Annotated in this window: 17 protein-coding genes; 8 read left to right on the top strand and 9 right to left on the bottom strand. The window is 64.0% G+C overall.

Annotated elements, in window-relative coordinates; all coding sequences use genetic code 11:
* Positions 1–79 precede the first annotated feature (79 nt).
* Entirely contained in the window at positions 80–1309 is a 1230-nt protein-coding gene (locus RQH14_RS01650; protein ID WP_311211597.1) for a beta-ketoacyl-[acyl-carrier-protein] synthase family protein, read from the bottom strand.
* A 65-nt stretch (positions 1310–1374) separates the two neighbouring features.
* On the opposite strand from RQH14_RS01650, the gene RQH14_RS01645 reads away from it, so the two are divergent.
* Entirely contained in the window at positions 1375–1977 is a 603-nt protein-coding gene (locus RQH14_RS01645) for a TetR/AcrR family transcriptional regulator C-terminal domain-containing protein (protein ID WP_311211596.1), read from the top strand.
* An 84-nt stretch (positions 1978–2061) separates the two neighbouring features.
* On the opposite strand, the gene RQH14_RS01640 is transcribed toward RQH14_RS01645, so the two are convergent.
* Complete coding sequence (locus RQH14_RS01640) at positions 2062–2889, bottom strand: helix-turn-helix transcriptional regulator (RefSeq protein ID WP_311211595.1); 828 nt, start codon at positions 2887–2889, stop codon at positions 2062–2064.
* A gap of 86 nt (positions 2890–2975) precedes the next feature.
* On the opposite strand from RQH14_RS01640, the gene ilvD reads away from it, so the two are divergent.
* Positions 2976–4838 carry a dihydroxy-acid dehydratase gene (gene ilvD, locus RQH14_RS01635; RefSeq protein ID WP_311211594.1) on the top strand — a complete coding sequence of 621 codons (1863 nt, stop codon included), beginning with the start codon at positions 2976–2978 and terminating at the stop codon, positions 4836–4838.
* A 91-nt stretch (positions 4839–4929) separates the two neighbouring features.
* Here ilvD and hxlA read toward each other — a convergent pair whose 3' ends face one another.
* Both hxlA and hxlB read right to left on the bottom strand, forming a co-directional pair.
* A complete protein-coding gene (hxlA, locus tag RQH14_RS01630; protein ID WP_311211593.1) occupies positions 4930–5553 on the bottom strand; it encodes a 3-hexulose-6-phosphate synthase in 624 nt (207 codons plus the stop codon).
* Between the two features lie 91 nt (positions 5554–5644).
* Entirely contained in the window at positions 5645–6241 is a 597-nt protein-coding gene (gene hxlB / locus RQH14_RS01625; protein ID WP_311211592.1) for a 6-phospho-3-hexuloisomerase, read from the bottom strand.
* Positions 6242–6382: 141 nt separating this feature from the next.
* Between hxlB and RQH14_RS01620 the strand changes: the two genes are divergently transcribed.
* Positions 6383–7678 carry a LuxR C-terminal-related transcriptional regulator gene (locus RQH14_RS01620; protein ID WP_311211591.1) on the top strand — a complete coding sequence of 432 codons (1296 nt, stop codon included), beginning with the start codon at positions 6383–6385 and terminating at the stop codon, positions 7676–7678.
* A 134-nt stretch (positions 7679–7812) separates the two neighbouring features.
* Positions 7813–8034, top strand: coding sequence for a hypothetical protein (locus RQH14_RS01615; protein ID WP_311211590.1), 222 nt, complete (start codon positions 7813–7815; stop codon positions 8032–8034).
* A gap of 84 nt (positions 8035–8118) precedes the next feature.
* On the opposite strand, the gene RQH14_RS01610 is transcribed toward RQH14_RS01615, so the two are convergent.
* Positions 8119–8616 carry a hypothetical protein gene (locus RQH14_RS01610; protein WP_311211589.1) on the bottom strand — a complete coding sequence of 166 codons (498 nt, stop codon included), beginning with the start codon at positions 8614–8616 and terminating at the stop codon, positions 8119–8121.
* A 234-nt stretch (positions 8617–8850) separates the two neighbouring features.
* On the opposite strand from RQH14_RS01610, the gene RQH14_RS01605 reads away from it, so the two are divergent.
* Positions 8851–9588 carry a GAF and ANTAR domain-containing protein gene (locus RQH14_RS01605; protein ID WP_311211588.1) on the top strand — a complete coding sequence of 246 codons (738 nt, stop codon included), beginning with the start codon at positions 8851–8853 and terminating at the stop codon, positions 9586–9588.
* 20 nt (positions 9589–9608) lie between these two features.
* On the opposite strand, the gene RQH14_RS01600 is transcribed toward RQH14_RS01605, so the two are convergent.
* Positions 9609–10460, bottom strand: a complete 852-nt coding sequence (locus tag RQH14_RS01600; RefSeq protein ID WP_311211587.1) for a LysR family transcriptional regulator — start codon at positions 10458–10460, stop codon at positions 9609–9611.
* 85 nt (positions 10461–10545) lie between these two features.
* Here RQH14_RS01600 and RQH14_RS01595 point away from each other — a divergent pair, with 85 nt between their 5' ends.
* Positions 10546–11466: an EamA family transporter gene (locus tag RQH14_RS01595; protein ID WP_311211586.1), complete on the top strand. Its 921-nt coding sequence runs from the start codon at positions 10546–10548 to the stop codon at positions 11464–11466.
* Positions 11467–11468: 2 nt separating this feature from the next.
* Here RQH14_RS01595 and RQH14_RS01590 read toward each other — a convergent pair whose 3' ends face one another.
* Entirely contained in the window at positions 11469–11774 is a 306-nt protein-coding gene (locus tag RQH14_RS01590; RefSeq protein WP_311211585.1) for a hypothetical protein, read from the bottom strand.
* A 95-nt stretch (positions 11775–11869) separates the two neighbouring features.
* A complete protein-coding gene (locus RQH14_RS01585; RefSeq protein ID WP_311211584.1) occupies positions 11870–12586 on the bottom strand; it encodes a hypothetical protein in 717 nt (238 codons plus the stop codon).
* 404 nt (positions 12587–12990) lie between these two features.
* On the opposite strand from RQH14_RS01585, the gene RQH14_RS01580 reads away from it, so the two are divergent.
* Positions 12991–13371 carry an META domain-containing protein gene (locus RQH14_RS01580; protein ID WP_311211583.1) on the top strand — a complete coding sequence of 127 codons (381 nt, stop codon included), beginning with the start codon at positions 12991–12993 and terminating at the stop codon, positions 13369–13371.
* 44 nt (positions 13372–13415) lie between these two features.
* Positions 13416–14438, top strand: coding sequence for a glutaminase A (gene glsA, locus RQH14_RS01575; RefSeq protein ID WP_311211582.1), 1023 nt, complete (start codon positions 13416–13418; stop codon positions 14436–14438).
* Positions 14439–14473: 35 nt separating this feature from the next.
* Here glsA and RQH14_RS01570 read toward each other — a convergent pair whose 3' ends face one another.
* Complete coding sequence (locus tag RQH14_RS01570) at positions 14474–14881, bottom strand: DUF6855 family protein (RefSeq protein ID WP_311211581.1); 408 nt, start codon at positions 14879–14881, stop codon at positions 14474–14476.
* Positions 14882–14908 lie beyond the last annotated feature (27 nt).

The following is a 14908-nucleotide window of genomic DNA, read 5'->3' as shown; positions in this document are numbered from 1 at the left end:
AGTGCGCCTGCCGGACCCGCGGCGCCATGGCTGGACTGGCTTGGCCTGCAAGGAGTTGCCTGGGGGGCGCTGGGCAACTTCAGCCCTTGCTGAAAATCAGGCTGACATTCTGACCGCCGAATCCGAACGAGTTGGAGAGTGCTGTGGGAGGCGTTCCGCGGCGTTGTTCGCTGACAAGGTCAAGCCCGATTCCGGGGTCCACGTTTCCCGGGTGAAGGTTGCGGGTGGGTGGGATGACTTCCTCTGCAACGCTCCGGGCCGCGATGATGGCTTCGACGGCGCCGGCGGCCCCGAAAAGGTGGCCCAGGGAGGCCTTGGGGGCAGTCACCGGAATGGTGTCGCCGAAGATGGCCTTGATGGCTTTTGCTTCCGCCAGGTCCCCCAAGGTGGTGCCGGTTGCGTGGGCGTTGACGTGGCCCACGTCAGCCGGGCTTATCCCGGCGTCGCTGAGGGCTTTGGTGATGGCGGTGATCTGGCCTTCGCCGTCGTCCGCTGGTGCCGTCATGTGGAAGGCGTCCGAAGCGATGCCCACGCCGCGCAGCACAGCATGGACAGTGGCCCCGCGGGCTGTGGCGTGCTCGGCACTTTCCAGCACCATGATGCCCGCGCCCTCGCCCAGGACGAAGCCATCGCGGTCCGAGGCAAACGGGCGTGATGCAGAGGCGGGGTCCTCTGTGAGTGTTGAGAGCGCCCTCGTTTGCAGGAAAGCGGCGACGGTGAAGGGCGTTATTGCCGCTTCAGCGCCCCCGGCAATGACCACATCGGCCTCGCCGGAACGGATCAATCTGGCGGCCAGGGCGATTGCTTCTGCGCCCGAGGAGCACGCAGAGACCGGAGTGTACGAGCCGGCCTTGGCGCCGTAGCGGATGCTGACAGCCGCGGCGGGGCCGTTGGCCATGAGCATCGGCACTGCGCGCGGGGAGACGCGGCGCTGGCCGCGGTTCTCCAAGGTGTCGTCCTCCCGGAGCAGCGTGCCGATTCCGCCCACGCCCGTTCCTACCGCCACGGCCAGCCGGGTGCCGTCAACCCGGGGCGAGCCGGCGTCTGCCCAGGCTTCTGCCGCGGCAATCAGTGCGGCTTGCTGAACCCGGTCCAGTCTTTTGGCTTCGACGGCGTCAAGTCCGGTGGCTGGGTCGATGGCCATGGGTGCGGCGATGGTGACGGGAAGCCCGCTGCCCTGCAACATATCCGGCTCGACGTCCCGCACTCCTGAACGGCCCTCAAGGAGGGCAGCCCACGTGGTGTCGGCGGTGCCTCCCAAGGGCGTCGTGGCGCCTATTCCTGTCACAGCGATATCTCGTACCCTCAAGGCAACTCCTTTTCTTGTATGACATACAAGATAACCCGATAGTTGTATGAAGTACAATTTCTTGCATGATTACAGGGAGCAAGGGGAAGCGACAGTCGGGAGGCCCGTCGCAGGCCCGGGGACATTCGACCAGGGGCCGGATTCTGGACAGCGCGGTAAAGCTCTATCTGGCCGACTCTTCGGGTGAGGTGAGTGTGGCTGCGATTGCTGCAGATGCCGGGGTCTTCCCCAACCAAGTGACCTATTACTTTGGTTCCAAAGACTCGCTGTTCATCCATGCAGCTTTCCTGGCGCTCCTCCACGATGCGGAGCGTCTTGAGGCGATCGGCCGCAGCGCGCGGAGCCCTGAGTCATTTCGAAGGAACATGGCCCGCACGGCGCTGATGCTCCCGTCGATGCCGCTGGTGGTGCGGGCCTTGGCGGTGGGAACGTCCCGGCCGGCCCTGGCTTCGGTGGTGGATCAGCATCTGAATCTGCTCTTCCGGCAGTCCGAGCGTTACTTGGTCCGCCTTCTGAGGCAACGGCGCTGGGAGCTGGAACGGCCCGTGCCGGTGGAAACCAGGACCTTCTGGAGCGCAGCCTTCGGAGCCACCCTCCTGTCGCAGGCCGGCGTCACGGGATCCGGCAGCGACGTGGACCTGGCCGGCACCTTGACTGTTCGCGCGTAAGTGCGAGGGCCGGGAAGGGCGGTGTGTTTGCGGAAACGAGGTGTGCGGACGCCTGCCTGAGAGTGTAGTTCGCGGGCGCCGTCCCTAGGGCTTCATCAACCGCTGCATCTGCTGCCCGGCGTCGCTCCCGGGCGCGGGCGTGTAGACCACGATGTGCAGGTCCGGCCGGTCCGAAGGAGAGACCTGGTGGTGTTCCAGATGCAGTACGCCAACAGCAGGGTGGTGGAACTGGCGCTCGCGGGATTCGAAGCCCAGGATGTCGTACCGGTCCCAGCTTTCCTGGAACTCCGGGCTGGCCTCCTTGAGTCGTTCCACCTGGTACTCCACATCGGGATCACCGAGTCGTTGTCCTGTCTCGGCCCTGAATTCAGCCAAAAAGCGTTTGCTCGTGACGTCCCAGTCCGGGAGCAGGTCACGGATATAGGGGTCGGTGAAGACGAGCCACAGCAGGTTCCGGTCAGAGGCGTCGAACGTGCCGATGTTGGGATAGAGCGCCTCGTAAGCGCGGTTCCAGCCGGCAATGCCCCAGTCGGGTGACAGCGCGTAGGAAGGGTTGGGATCCAGCGCGTCCAGGAGGCGCTGCACGTGGGCGGGAGCGTCCGCGGCGACCGGACCGGCCGGTGGAGCGGAGGAGTAGCCGCCCAGGGACAGCACGTAGCTCATCCCGGTATCGGACAAATGCAGTGTGCGGGCCACCGCTTCCAGCACCTGGCGCGAGGGGCTGATGTCCCGGCCCTGCTCCAGCCAGGTGTACCAGGTGACGCTGACTCCGGAAAGGAAGGCGATCTCTTCCCGGCGCAGGCCGCGCTCGCGGGAGCGACCCACTGGGGGCAATCCGTAGTCGGACCGCAGGGCTTGGTTGCGGCGGGTCCTGAGGAAGAGTCCCAGTTCCTTGCGCCTCTCATCTTTCACGAACTCAACACTATTACTCTGGTACTTTCACTACTAGTAGCAGCACCGTCTTCCACCCGCTGTAGAACAACAGCAGGATGGTACGTATGCCTGCACTTCGCTCCAGAACAGTTACCCACGGCCGCAACATGGCCGGCGCCCGCGCACTGCTGCGCGCTTCCGGCGTCGCCAACACCGACATCGGCAAGCCGATCATCGCCGTGGCCAACTCCTTCACCGAATTCGTCCCCGGCCACACCCACCTGGCCCCGGTGGGCAGGATCGTCTCCGACGCGATCCTCGCCGCGGGCGCTGTGCCGCGCGAATTCAACACCATCGCCGTGGATGACGGCATCGCCATGGGCCACTCCGGCATGCTGTACTCCCTGCCGTCCCGCGACCTGATCGCCGACTCCGTCGAGTACATGGTCAACGCACACTGCGCCGATGCCCTGGTCTGCATCTCCAACTGCGACAAGATCACCCCGGGCATGCTCATGGCCGCCCTGCGCCTGAACATCCCCGTAGTGTTCGTCTCCGGCGGTCCCATGGAGGCCGGTCGGGTAACACTGACCGACGGTTCCGTGCGCTCCCTGGACCTGGTGAACGCGATTGCCGACGCCGTGGACGAGTCCATCTCCGATGAAGACATCAACCTCATTGAAGAGAACGCCTGCCCCACCTGCGGCTCCTGCTCGGGCATGTTCACCGCCAACTCCATGAACTGCCTCGCCGAGGCGATCGGCCTGGCCCTTCCGGGCAACGGCTCCGTGCTCGCGACCCACACCGCCCGCAAGGCGCTGTACGAGAAAGCCGGCGCCACCGTCGTCGAGCTCGTCAAGCGCTATTACGACGGCGACGACGACTCCGTGCTGCCGCGCTCCATCGCCACTGCCGAGGCCTTCGATAACGCCATGGCGCTGGACATCTCCATGGGCGGCTCCACCAACACCATCCTGCACCTGCTGGCCGCAGCCCAGGAAGCTGGCGTTGAGTACGGCCTGGCCGAAATGGACGCCAAGTCCCGCCAAGTGCCGTGCCTGGCCAAGGTGGCCCCGAACGTCGCTGGGGACAAGACCTATTACATGGAGGACGTGCACCGCGCCGGCGGCATCCCCGCCCTGCTGGGTGAGCTGAACCGCGGCGGCCTCCTGCACAAGAACGTCCACTCCGTGCACTCCAACGATCTGGACGGCTGGCTGGACGACTGGGACATCCGCGGCGGCAAGGCCACCGATGAGGCGCAGGCACTGTGGCACGCGGCCCCCGGTGGTGTCCGCTCCTCCACCGCTTTCTCGCAGTCGAACCAGTGGACATCCCTGGACACCGATGCGGAGGGCGGCTGCATCCGTTCCGTGGAGCATGCTTTTTCCAAGGACGGCGGACTGGCTGTGCTGCGCGGCAACGTCGCGCTGGACGGCGCCGTGGTCAAGACCGCAGGCGTGGACGAGTCCATCTGGATCTTCGAAGGCCCCGCAGTGGTGTGCGAATCACAGGACGAAGCGGTGGAAAAGATCCTGAACAAGTCCATCAAGGAAGGCGACGTGGTGGTCATCCGCTACGAGGGCCCCCGAGGCGGCCCGGGTATGCAGGAAATGCTCTACCCAACCTCCTTCCTCAAGGGCCGCGGCCTGGGCAAGAAGTGCGCCCTCATCACGGACGGCCGCTTCTCCGGCGGAACCTCGGGCCTGTCGATCGGGCACATTTCGCCGGAGGCTGCCTCCGGCGGCGCCATCGCCCTGGTGGAGGACGGCGACATCATCAGCATCGACATCACGCAGCGCTCCCTCCAGTTGCAGGTATCCGACGAGATCCTTGCCGAACGCCGCGAAAAACTCGAAGTCAACGGTGGCTACAAGCCGAAGGACCGCGAACGCCACGTGTCTCCCGCGCTGCGCGCCTATGCCGCCATGGCCCTGTCCGCGGACAAGGGCGCCGTCCGCGACGTCTCCTTGGTCGAGAACCTCTAAGTGCTTCAGTGAAGTACGACGGCGGTGCGCCGCCAACAGCAACGTCGACCTGCCCGGATGGGCAGGTCCACGTTTGCGGTAGAGAGCTGAACTAGTTGATGGCTGCCTTCAGTTCCTTGGCTGCCAGCTCGGGATCTGCGGCGCTGTAGATGGCGCTGCCTGCGACGGCGACGTCGGCGCCCGCCAGCTGTACTGCTGCGATGGTTCCAGCGTTCACGCCGCCGGCCACTGAGAACGGGACGCGTGCTTCCTCGCCCGCGTTGAGCAGGGTGCGCAGCTTGTATCCAGGCTGTGCCTGCTCATCCAGGCCTGCGTGGAACTCAACGAACTTGGCTCCCAGCGCGCGGGCTTCCTTGGCGCGGGATACCTTGTCTGCCACACCAATCAGGTCCACAACGATGCCCTTGTTGTGGGCCTTTGCGGCCTTGACCGCGCCGGCAATGGTGGAGTCGTCGGCCGTGCCCAGCACGGAAACCAGGTCCGCTCCGGCGTTGAACGCGATGTCCGCTTCAAGCTCGCCGGCGTCCATGGTCTTCATGTCGGCGAAGACGATCTTGGTGGGGTGGGCTTCCTTGATGGCGGTGACGGCGGAGAGGCCGGCAGCCTTGATGAGGGGCGTGCCGAGTTCGATGATGTCCACGTGCTCGGCCACTTTGGCGGCCAGTTCAAGGGCGTCCTCGACGGTGAGGAGATCCAGTGCGACCTGAAGTTTCATGGTGTTCTTCTTTCTTTCGGGGGTTTCGTTCGGAATTTTTCGTTGGGAACGGGTGGTGCGGGTTTCGGGGTCGTGCGGGTTTTGGCGCGGGCTACTCGAGGTTGGCGTGGCGCAGCCAGAGTTGCTCGGCAGGCTCGTCGGTGTTCTCCCAGAGGGTTTGGAACACTGCCTCGGTTGCGAGGAAAAGGGATTGCTCGAACAGGCTGCCGGAGTACTGGCGGGAAAGGCTGGAGCCGTGATCGGTCTTCTGCGCGGCGGGAATGATCACCAACGCATCGGCCAGGCCTGCCAAGGGCGATCCCGGGTTGGTGGTCACAGCAGCGACGTCCGCGCCGGCGGCGATGGCTGTTTCGGCCGCCTTGACCACGCCGGAGGTGGTCCCTGAGCCGGAGGCCACCACAAGGAGGTCGCCGGAGGTGATGGCAGGTGTTGTGGTGTCCCCGGCAACGTGGACCGTCAGTCCCAGGTGCATGAGGCGCATGGCTGCCATGCGGAGGACCAGCCCGCTGCGGCCGGCTCCGGCGAGGAAGACCCGTTTCGCCCTGTGGATTCTGCCGGCGAGGACTGCCAACTGACCGACGTCGATCGCATTGGTAGTGCTCACTATTTCGTCCTGGATCAGGGACAGGTTGAGGGCGGCCTGTGCTGGTGCTTGGCTCAGGGCGGCGTTTTCTGCGACAGCGTCCACGCTCTCTCCTTCAGTTGCCGTTGTAATATGTCTTCCCTTCCAGCTTGGTGCAGCTTGCGGGTGGGGGAAACGATGTTTTGTGACGGCTTTTCCTACCCTTTTGGGTAGTGCCCGCTCTTCGCTGGCACGTAAGCTGGGCCGATGCAGAACTGGGACCTCCTTCACTCCGTCAGCGACCTGGCTGCCGCGCCGCTGAATCGCATTGCCGACAGCCTCCGTCAGGCCACGCTCCCGTTCCTGGCAAGCAGCGCCCTGGTCATCTTCACCGAGGACTGCACTGGCCGGCCCCAGAAAAAGGCAGGCGATGAAGGGGTCGTCAGCCGTGTTTCGATCACAGAATTGGACCGGCTGAGGTCGGCGATGCCGGGTGAGGATCCGTGGCGGACTTCTGCGGTCATCGCCGGTGAGGAGCGGGAGGTACTCGCCCTGGGTTACGCCCCCAGCCAAGCGCTGTTGGTCCTGACCGACCCGTCCGTGACCGACCCATCCGGGACTGCCGGGCTGGAAGGATCGGAAGGCTCGGAAACAGAAGCGGAGGCTCTCCGTCTACTCACCTACCTATGGCGATTAACCGCCCGACGCATCCAGGAGAAAGTAACCGACGCGCCGCCGTCGTACCTTTTGGAATCGCGGGCCGCTTCCGCCGAGCGGATCCGTGTGACGGCCGAACTGGTCGACCAGCACTCCACCACGCTCGAAACCCTGCTCGCGGCCGTGCGGTCGACGTCAATGAACGACGCCGCGGCGCGCGCCTCCGTGACCGACCTCGCCGTCAAAGCCCTGGTGGATCTGCGCACACTCAGCGACCGCACCAGCGACCTGGTGGAAGAACCGGTAGTGACGGCTTTCGAGCGGCTGCGCGAGGACCTTCGGCCCCTGATGCACTTCAGCAATATCGACATTCAGTTCATCGAGCCGCCCGCCAACGGGCGTGCACTCCCTGGCGAAGTGGCCCATGCCGCCCGTGCCGTGGTCCGCGGGCTGGTCCTGGCCATCGCCGAGCAGCCGGACGTCCGGCGGGTCCGTGCGCAGTGGGATTGCGATGGCGAGAACCTGTTGATCAATGTGCGCGACGACGGTCTGGGCGCCCTCTCGCCGGATTCGCCCAGTATCGCCCGGCTGCAGCAGCGGGTGCAGGCCGTGGACGGGCGGATGTCCCTTGAAGTGATGCAAGGCTGGGGTGCGGACATTTCCGTGGTGCTGCCGCTGGATCCACCGCCTGCCCCCGGCGGCGATGTAGCCGTCTGGGATCTGGCACCCCGCGAGCTGGAGGTCCTGCAGCTGCTCACCGCGGGGCAGCGCAACCGGAGCATCGCCGGCGCCCTCCACATCAGTGAGAACACAGTGAAGTTCCACATCCGAAATCTCTTCCGGAAACTCGATGTGCGTTCCAGGGCTGAGGCAATTGCCTTGGCGCACTCGGCGGGGTTGCGTTAAAGCAATTTAGTTCGCAAGCGAGGTCCATATGGAATGCAATGTGGGCTATGTTGTTTCGTAGGCGGCCAAGATCGGCAATTCCAAAGGCTGCTTAGTATGTTTGCAATTGTTCCGTATCGATGAAAGGAAATGCCTTGGCTGTTTCTGTTGAATTGGGCAAAGCACTCGATAAAGCCTACGAAAACTCCACCCTGGACGAAATCCTCGCTGCTCCGCCATCGGCGCTGGCCGGCCTGACCGACAAACACAACGAACTGCTCGCCGAACTGGGAATCAAAACAGTTCGCGACCTCGGCAGCAACAAGTTCTTCTCCGCCGCCGGGGTGCTGGTGGCATTGTCTGGAAAGACAGGATAGTAAAAGTCACATCGGAAACTGTTTTACGCAAGCGAGCGACGGCGGGAGGTTCCCGGCGTCGTTCGCTTGCGTTTTTCTCGCATTTCAGCGCAGTATTTCCACCAATGCCACCCAGGAAAACACCACCGCCCCGATCAACGCGATGATCGTTCCGAGTGCCACAACCACCAAGCCGGCCGGCAGCGACATGACAATCAGCACCCCGCCCACGGCATAGACCACCAGTGGGAAAACGAACGACGCAATGTGCTGGGCATCCCAACGGTGCTGATGCCCGGGAGTGTCGTCTTCCAGGATGGCGCGGGACGCAAGGACAGCGATCACCCCGCCAGCGAGAGTGCCGGCCAGGACTTCCACCCCAAAGGCCCATAGCTCCTGCCCGGGAATGAGCGCCGCGCATGCCAGGACCACGCCAAGGATGAGGGCGCAGATCGCGGCCCCTGCCCTGGCCGCGAGGCCCCGTGACTCAGCGATCTGTTTGATGTTTACGGACAACGCCACGATCAGCAGCCCACCGAGCGCCGCACCGGCACCGGCAATTGCTACGTTGAACTCGCCCCACGAGGCCAGTGCGGATTCCATGGGCTCAGGGTAGCGGTCCACCCGGAACTCAGGCCAGTGCTGTGGCGTTGGCAGGTGATCCTGTGGCTCCGATGATGTTGAGGGGCTTGACGCTGACCGGGGCGTCCCAGTTCCCGGTGGTGCGCCGGGAACCATTCGCACCAGCAGGCAGCCTGTCCGAGCTCCTGATGTGCTCCGTCTACCAGTTAGCGGAAGCACGTGACGGGAGGCCCAACACTTCCTACGATTAGGCCTATGGAACCCAACGGGAGTGCCGAACACATCCGCAGCCTGCACGAGTTGGTGGTCGGAAGCTCGGATATCCATGCCATCCTCAACGGTGTGACCGGCTTTGCGTCCAACGCGATGAGCAAAGTGGCTGGTGAAGACATCGACTGTGCGCTCACGCTGCGCCGCCGCAAGCGCACCGCCACCGTTGCGGGCAGCAGCGAGAGGGCGGTTCATCTGGACAAGATCGAACAATCCCTTGGGCAGGGCCCCTGTCTGGAAGCGCTGGACGCGGGCCGTCCGGTGCTGCTGGCAGACGTTGCCACCGACACCAATTGGCCGAAATACAGCCAGGCTTTGGCGGCTGAGGGTATTCACACCGCCTTGGGCGTGCCCATGGACCTCGGCGAAACGTCCCAGGCGGTCATCAACTTCTTTGCCCCCAACGCCGGTACTTTCACGCAAGCTGTGATCGACGAGGCTGCCGCTTTCACGGAGGTCACCGGCAGTACCTTGCGTCTTGCCATCAGGATCGAAACCGTGGAGCAACTCAACGCGGACCTGAAAACAGCAATGTCTTCCAGAACTGTCATTGACCTGGCATGTGGGGTCATCATGGCCCAGAGTCGATGCACACAGGACGAAGCCTTCGAGTTTCTGACCAAAGCTTCCAGCCACAGGAACCAGAAACTGCATGCCGTCGCGTCGGACATCATCGCGCACTTAAGCGGCAGCACCGAAAACCACTTGCGGTTCGAGGACTGAACTGCGCTTGGTGGGCTGAACTAGCGGTACAACTCCATCAGCAGCTCCACAATCTGCTCCCGCTCGCGCGGCGGATCCTTCCTGGACCAGGCCGCATACACGGGAACCGGTGGGGCGTCCCGGACCAGGCGGTAGGTGACGCCCCGTCGTCGATATTGGTGCGCGGTGGATTCGGCCGTGATGCCCCGGGCTTTACCGCTGCCGATGACCGTCAACCAGTCGTCAACGTCTTGGGTGGGGACAACCTGTGGTGGCCCGGCATCCTCTGGCCAAAGCCCCAGCGTGGTGCTGCCTGTCCGCAGATCCATCGCCACGGGCTGTTGGGCGATCTGCGCCAGTGTCACCGACCTCTTCGGCGCCAACACATCATCCGACGCCATGGCACAGTAGCGTTTTTCGGCGCCTATCCGGACATGCTCGACGGCGGCCGCTTCAGGTTGGCGGCGGAGGATGGCAAGGTCCGTGCTTCCGTCCACGATGCCGGCGGTGGGTGTGTTGGAACGGACCAGTTGAAGCTCGGCGGAGGGGAAGGCGGCAACCCATCGCCGCTGGAATTCGGTGGTGTGCTCGCCCAAAGCTGACCAGGCATAGCCGATCCGGACCTTTTCCGTACCTGCTCCTGCATCGCGTTCCAGATCTGTCAGGAGGGCAAGGATGCGTCGCGCCTTGGCCACAGCGCGCTCGCCGGAAGTGGTGAGGCGGACGCTTCTGGTGGTTCGTTCCACGAGCCTGACACCCAGGGCTTGTTCCAAGCCCGCGATGTTGCGTGACACTGCTGCCTGGGACATGCGCAGCTCGATGGCGGCATCGGTGAAGGTGCCTTCGTCCACCACTGCCAGCAAGCAGCGAAGCTGCCTCAGCTCAACGTCCATAGCCCCATCCTATTCATGCACCCAGCGTATAAATAGTGGCATTCATGCATTTAGGGGATGAACACCAGGCGCGCAGAATTTCCCCATGATCGAGACCATGGGAGTGAGCGCAGCCAGCCCGCAGTCGTCCAGGAGAGTCGGTGGGGCGGCCACCCTCGTCGCCAGCGCACTGTCCAATCAGTTGGGTGCCGCAACTGGCTCGCTCGCCTTCCCTGTCCTGGGCCCGGTTGGCGTGGTGGCGGTCCGGCAACTGGTAGCGGCCATAGTGCTCTTGCCCTTGGTCCGGCCCCGGCTGCGCGAACTCAGTTGGTCCCAGTGGTGGCCCGTTCTCCTGCTCGCTGTGTCCTTTGGGACCATGAATCTTGGCTTGTACGCGTCCATTCAAAGGATCGGCCTTGGCTTGGCGGTGACGCTGGAGTTTCTGGGGCCGCTGGCCGTGGCTCTGATCAGTTCGCGACGGAAGGGCAGCGCCCTGTGCGCAGTGGCGGCCGCTGCCGGCGTCATCGCCATAACGCAACCCCAGGCATCCATGGACTTTGTGGGCATAGGGCTGGGCCTCATTGCTGCCTGCAGCTGGGCGGCCTACATTCTCCTCAACCGGACAGTCGGCCGGCGCGTACAGGGCATTCAGGGGACGGCGGCCGCAACAGGAGTGTCCGCCACGCTGTTCCTGCCCGTCGCCGTCGTGATTTTCATGAGTCAGCCTGTAGACGGGTTTTCGGTCCTGTGCGCAGTTGGTGCCGGGATCCTGGCGTCCGTGCTCCCCTATGTGGCAGACCTGATCGCGCTGCGGAGGGTTCCTGCCCATCTGTTCGGCGTGCTCATGAGCATCAACCCGGTGTTCGCAGCGCTGATCGGGGCCGTCGTCCTGCACGAGGAGCTTGCCGTGGGTCAGTGGGCCGGTATTGGATTGATCGTCGTGGCCAACGCTGCCGTGCTGTTGCTCGGTAGACGCGTGAAAGCGCTTCAGAGTCACAAGGAGAAAAGTCACGACGCCGGCGGCTGAGTCTAAGCGGCTTCGTCGTCCCGGGTGCGCGGCTGCGGCAGGCGCCCCGCACCGCCGTCGGGCCTCTTGCATTGCAGGGGGATGGTGCCGGAACCGGCAGGCGCGCTGGTTCCTTCGCGGGTCTTTTTCGGCCGAGGCCGAGCCATCAGCAGCGCGGCGAAAGGTGCCAACAACAGGAGGAGTGTCACCGCGCCCACCCCGGCCATGCCGGCGAGGAAAACCAATGCCGCCATGAACAAGAGGTGGATATCCGGTGCGTCGGTAAACGCGCGGGAGGCCGTCATGGCCATTCCGTTCAGTGACTTCACATCTTGCTCCTGGGCGCATCCTCTGGGTGTTTTCCGTCTACTGATATGTGGGCGGGCCAGCGGAAATGTGATGCGATTTCAGGAGGCGTTGTTTCTCAGGGTCGGCGCAAAGGCATGTCTTTGGCCAGTTTCACGACGATCTTCTTGTCGTTGCCCGGATCCATGGGGTCGTACCAAAGGGTGGTCTCCTGGCCGTCCACTACAGGCTCTGCGGCTGTGATCAGCAAGGCCCGTTGGACCCAGCGTTGGACCCCGCCCAGGTCATGGAACGTGAACGTGACAGTGGTGAGGATCTTCGAGCTGTCACTGAACGAGAGGTAGCCCTTGTCGGTGACCCTGGCGGACGTCATGGTGCCAGTGCTCATTACTTCCGCCTCCCGTCGGGCGGCGCTCCTGCGGGCCCTCGCGCCGATGATTCCCAGGCTGCCGAGGAACAGGAAGATGGCCACGCATCCGGCGGCAAGCCACGTGAGGATCGGTGGATAGTCCAGTTGGACGGCGGCGGCTCCCACTCCAAGCGTGGCACCCAGCCACGCCAAGGTTCCGCCCAATGCCAGCCCGAGATTGCTGCTCCTGATGGCCACGGCGGTCCACGCGATGGAGCTCAGGACGAGGAGGGGGATGCTCACGATGATGGCGGTCATGGCGAGGGTCGGAGGCTCGACGTTTTCCAGGACCGTTAGATGAGGCCAGCCGTAGCCTGCTGCGAGTCCGCCGATGAACTGGAAGCCCAGAGGCAGCACAATGCGGACCGGGCCAGGGCGTTTGTTGGCGCGGAGTTTCCTGGCGGCGATCGGATCTACGGTGCTCATGGAGCCCATTAAACCGTGCAGATGGAAGCAGCGGTGCTCAGTGCTGAAAATGTTGCCTGTTGTGGCCGAAATCGTCAAAGCCAAACATTTCGTCAAACACCGCGTCACGTTTCCGCAGGTCAGCGCACATATTGAGTGCCCAGGTCGTTGAACCGCGGACTGCGCCGTTGCCCTTTTCGGCTGCGTTGCGGTTCACCGGCGGAGTTAGCAGCGATGGGTGTGGCGGGTTCTGGGACCCGCCCGGGGCGCCGTCGCTGCGTAAACCGGGCTAGTGCGGTCGGTCGTCTGAGTCGCGACCGGCCGCACGATCCGGTTAACCGCAGTATTGTGAACGCCACCCGAAGCCTGTGGTCAGCGGGTCCGGACTCTGGTGCATGTTCCATCAGGGAACCTAGACTGACCGCATGGCGCAGACCCAGACCCGCATTGTCCGCGTTGTTTCCCTGGCGTTGCTTGCTGCTGCTTTCCTGGCAGGCTGCGCGGGGAGCGGCACCAGCCCGTTCGTCGGAGTCTGGGGTGATACCAGCGACACCAAGCAACCCTCCCTTGACGTGAAGTCCGACGGCAGCGCCACCGGAACGGATGGCTGCAACCGGCTCGTCGGCTCCTGGAAAGAGGACGGAAAAACCGTTTCGTTCGGGGGTTTCTCGTCCACGCGGATGGCGTGCCAAGGCGTGGACACGTGGCTCTCGAACGCTGCCACCGCCAAGATCCAGGAGGACGGAAAACTGGCGGTCTTCGGCCAAGGCGGGGATCAGATTGGCACACTGGCTGCCGGCAAGTAGCTCCCAGCGACAATGAGTCATCAACGGATAACTGGGGGGGAGCCGTGTTGGATTCACATGGCGAGGGTGTGGAACAGGCCGTTTCTACGGGAACTTTGCCCGGTTGGCAGCAGGTTGATTCGCTGGTGGCCGCGTCGCATGAGCGGAACCGTGCATGCAGCGACGGCGCGGTGGCGGACTACATTCCTGCCCTTGCCCAGGCCGATCCCGAGCTTTTCGGTGTCTGCGTGGTTGAGGTGGACGGCGGCGTGCATGTGGCCGGTGACGCTGATGTGAAGTTCTCCATCCAGTCCATCTCCAAAGCGTTCGTCTACGCACTGGTGTGTGAAGAGTTCGGGCACGCTGCCGTAGCTGACCTGGTGGGGGTGAACAACACCGGGTTGGCGTTCAACTCGGTGATGGCGATCGAACTCAACAATGGTCATCCCATGAACCCCATGGTCAACGCCGGGGCTTTGGCCACCACCGCGCTGATGCCCGGCATGACGCCGGATGAGCAGTGGGCCGCCATCCATTCGGGGCTGTCCGCTTTCGCGGGCCGCGACCTGGTGCTGGATGAAGAGGTCTACGCGTCCGAGGCCGCCACCAACACCCGCAACAGTGCCATTGCCCGCCTTCTGGAGAGCTACGGCAGGATGGGCCGCGATCCATTGGACGTGGTGGATGTCTACACCAGGCAATGCTCCCTGCTGGTCAGTGCCCGCGACCTCGCCATCATGGGCGCCACACTCGCAGACGGCGGGGTCAACCCGGTGACGGGCAAACGCGTGGTCTCGGCGGACGTATGCCGGGATACCCTGGCGGTTCTTGCAGCCAATGGACTGTACGAGCGGTCAGGGGAGTGGCTGTTCGAAATCGGACTCCCCGGCAAGTCAGGAGTGTCCGGTGGCCTGCTGACGGTCTCACCCGGTAAGGCCGGAATTGGAGCCTACTCGCCACGGCTCGACGCCGCGGGAAACAGCGTGCGTGGCCAGCAGGCCACTGCGTATCTCTCCCGCGTCCTCGGTTTGAACATCTTCGCTTCACAAGCGCACGTACCGGACGAAAAATCCACGATTGTCCCCTAGTGCAGCTGCGGTGGCGTGGGGGCGCACCGGGCACGCTATGGTCCGATGGCCCGCATGCTGTTGTTCCGCTTCTCATGCGTCAGTTCAGCCAAGCCGAGGGCCTCCAGCAGGGGAGGCATGTACATTCCGAACCGGCCCCGGTAGCCCTTGCGAAGTCCGTACCAACCACCCACAGGATTGTCCGCGCTCCGGCCCCACGCTTCGACGGTTCCCGGGGCGGCGTCTTTGCCCTCGTCGGCGGCGCCAAGAGGTACCCAGTCGCCTTGCTCCAGAAGCCAGGAATGGAGGTCCTCGATGCCACGGAGTTGGTAGAGCAGCGTGGTGGATCCCACGCGGCAAACCACAGACGGGGGATCAGCGGCCTCGTCCTTATACATGGTGTAGTCGGAGGATCCCGGGGGAGTGGTGAGCTGCCACGGATCGTCTTTGGTTCCTGCGGCCATGGTGTGTCCTTCCTGGGGTGGTGCCCA

Source organism: Arthrobacter sp. WCS2018Hpa-7 (assembly GCF_031843805.1).
In the GTDB taxonomy this organism is placed as follows: Bacteria; Actinomycetota; Actinomycetes; order Actinomycetales; family Micrococcaceae; genus Arthrobacter.
This window is presented reverse-complemented; position numbering and strand designations above follow the sequence as displayed.